This window comes from Blautia wexlerae, assembly GCF_013300825.1.
GTDB classification, from domain to species: domain Bacteria; phylum Bacillota; class Clostridia; order Lachnospirales; family Lachnospiraceae; genus Blautia_A; species Blautia_A wexlerae_B.
This window is the reverse complement of sequence record NZ_JAAIMY010000067.1, coordinates 1-2,258: the sequence shown is the minus strand read 5'-3', so window position 1 is coordinate 2,258 and position 2,258 is coordinate 1. Positions and strand designations below refer to the sequence as shown.

The window sequence follows — 2,258 nt, the reverse complement described above, 5'->3', positions numbered from 1 at the left end:
TTTATTTGCAGGCTCGGTAATTGAATTGCCGAGGATTCCCGCTTATTATCCTAAAATTCTGAACAATCTGTTGACTTTTTCTTTAAACCTCATTATAGTTGTTACTATATAAATTACAATAATCAGTCTGTGAGATTTGTATGGTTACTCAACACATCAGAAAAATTGTTGAGAAATCATATGATACTAACTAATACAGGAGTATATAATGTCAGAAAAAACGAAAAAACAAGATCGCCGTACCCGCTATACCAGACAAACCATAAAAGATACGTTCTTAGAATTGTTAAAACAGAAAAGTTTTACGAAAATTACAGTTACAGAGGTCTGCAAAAATGCTGAAATCAACCGTGGCACTTTTTATCTTCATTACTACGATATCTATGATGTATTATCAGATATTTTTAATGCTATGACTCAGGATATGTTAACAACTGTAGATCATTTATTCTGTCTAAATCAAAAAAGCTGTTCCTATCCGTTCTGTCAGAAAATACAGATGGAATCACAATACAGGGCACTGTTTCTGGATGATGCAATTGCCCCTATTCTTCTGGAAAAAATAGCAGAAAATACAAAAGAAGGCTATGTGACCTGGCTTATGTCACACAGCCTCCTGACCTTTGAACAGGCAGAATCGGTTTTTTATTTTCAAATGAATGGCTGCCTTTCCATCAACAGACTGATGCTCCGCAATCACTGTAATGACTGGAAACAGATTCAGACAGTAATCGACAAATTTATCAAATCCGGGCTAGAAAGTTTTCTGATTCATGATCAGAGAGAAGAAAATGCTTCCGATAATTTTTGCAGCAAAATTTCTCCAACCGTTACCGCATCTTCTACACTCAGATAATGATTGGCATGATCCTGAAGAAATATTTTTCCAGATACAGGAAATTCTTCATCTGCAAACCATATCTTTAAAGTTACCGGATATCTTGGCAGAACTGGAAAAACAGCACACAAATCCGCCTTTGTCTCTGTGAATTCTGCACCCAGGTTTTTACATGCTTTCTGAATTTTCTCAGGATCTTTATCCTGCAAAAGCTTTTCCAGTTTCTGCTCTGCAGTCCGGTCAAACTTGGTTCCTCGAATCAATCCATCTTTCAGGTTACCAAAAGTAATGAGTTTCTGTGAACCTTCTGTTCCATCGGCCATATCCAGATAATGCAGCAATGTCAGATAATGCCATTCGTCCATGTCTGAGTTAATACAAAATTCAGGGAGTTGAATTTCAATCGTTTCATAAAAACTCCGTACTTCAAGCACATTTCGGCTGCTATGAAAAACAGCCCCGCTTTTTGCAGCAATATCCTCTCCGGAACGATTTTGCAGCCGTTTTACTGCTACCTGAAACATTTCCTGAAATGCACGATTTTCTGTTTGATTTTTGTATTCCATAAGTTCTCCTTTGTGAGTATTTATAGTATCTGTGTTGACTTTTCCTTTAAATTTCATTATAGTTGTAATTATATTATTTACAATCATCAAAATAATAAATATGCACAGTTTCTCAACACATTGAAAAGAACTGTTGAGAACTTGAAATGTTTTAGACAAACCAGAAATATTTTTGTCTCAAAATGTGAAAGCAAAATCATTATATCATACTACAAGGAGTTTCTTATCATGAAATATTCAACGAAATTAAGTGATACTGTTCATGTGATGGTTCTGATTGCTATCAACCAGGAAAAATCTCTCTCCAGCGCCTCAATTGCAGAAAGTGTCCATACAAATCCCGGCTTTGTACGCCAGCTTATGTTAAAACTAAAAAAAGCCGGACTTATGACCAGTGTAGCCGGACATGCCCGCCCTTCTCTTTCAAAGCCAGCAGACCAGATTACATTACTGGATATTTATAAAGCAGTTGAAGGCGAGAAGCCGCTGCTTCATTTAGATACTCATACCAATCCTGATTGTGGTGTTGGCATTAATATTCAGTTGTCTTTGCAGGGATTCTATAATGAAATCCAAAAAACTACTGAAGAAAAAATGAATACGATTACTTTACAGGATATCATAAATACCTATTATCAGCGAACATCCATGCAAAATGATTTACAAAACATTATATGACCGGAGAATATTCTTATGTATCGCATAATTTTTCGGAACAGCTTTTCATACCAGATGATGGACAGGGTTATTCTCTATAAAAGTATCAAAGAGATCATTCCTTCTCCTTGCTGACCGGCACTCTTATTCCGTAAAAGTATAACGTACAAAAGAACCCTGATTGTCTCCTGTTACTA

At 36.0% G+C, this 2,258-nt stretch carries 3 protein-coding genes; 2 read left to right on the top strand and 1 reads right to left on the bottom strand.

Features of this window, described 5'->3' with window-relative positions; all coding sequences use genetic code 11:
* Positions 1-208 precede the first annotated feature (208 nt).
* Positions 209-856, top strand: coding sequence for a TetR/AcrR family transcriptional regulator (locus tag G4417_RS16360; RefSeq protein ID WP_173684224.1), 648 nt, complete (start codon positions 209-211; stop codon positions 854-856).
* On the opposite strand, the gene G4417_RS16355 is transcribed toward G4417_RS16360, so the two are convergent.
* Positions 778-1,404, bottom strand: coding sequence for a DUF3786 domain-containing protein (locus G4417_RS16355; RefSeq protein ID WP_173684223.1), 627 nt, complete (start codon positions 1,402-1,404; stop codon positions 778-780). The genes G4417_RS16360 and G4417_RS16355 overlap by 79 nt on opposite strands.
* Positions 1,405-1,632: 228 nt before the next feature.
* Between G4417_RS16355 and G4417_RS16350 the strand changes: the two genes are divergently transcribed.
* Positions 1,633-2,082, top strand: coding sequence for an Rrf2 family transcriptional regulator (locus tag G4417_RS16350; protein ID WP_173684222.1), 450 nt, complete (start codon positions 1,633-1,635; stop codon positions 2,080-2,082).
* Positions 2,083-2,258: the final 176 nt, after the last annotated feature.

Bases quoted from the DNA above. Each gene is read 5' to 3' on its own strand.
- G4417_RS16360 (WP_173684224.1), top strand. From the start codon at position 209: ATGTCAGAAAAAACGAAAAAACAAGATCGCCGTACCCGCTATACCAGA.
- G4417_RS16355 (WP_173684223.1), bottom strand. From the start codon at position 1,404: ATGGAATACAAAAATCAAACAGAAAATCGTGCATTTCAGGAAATGTTT.
- G4417_RS16350 (WP_173684222.1), top strand. From the start codon at position 1,633: ATGAAATATTCAACGAAATTAAGTGATACTGTTCATGTGATGGTTCTG.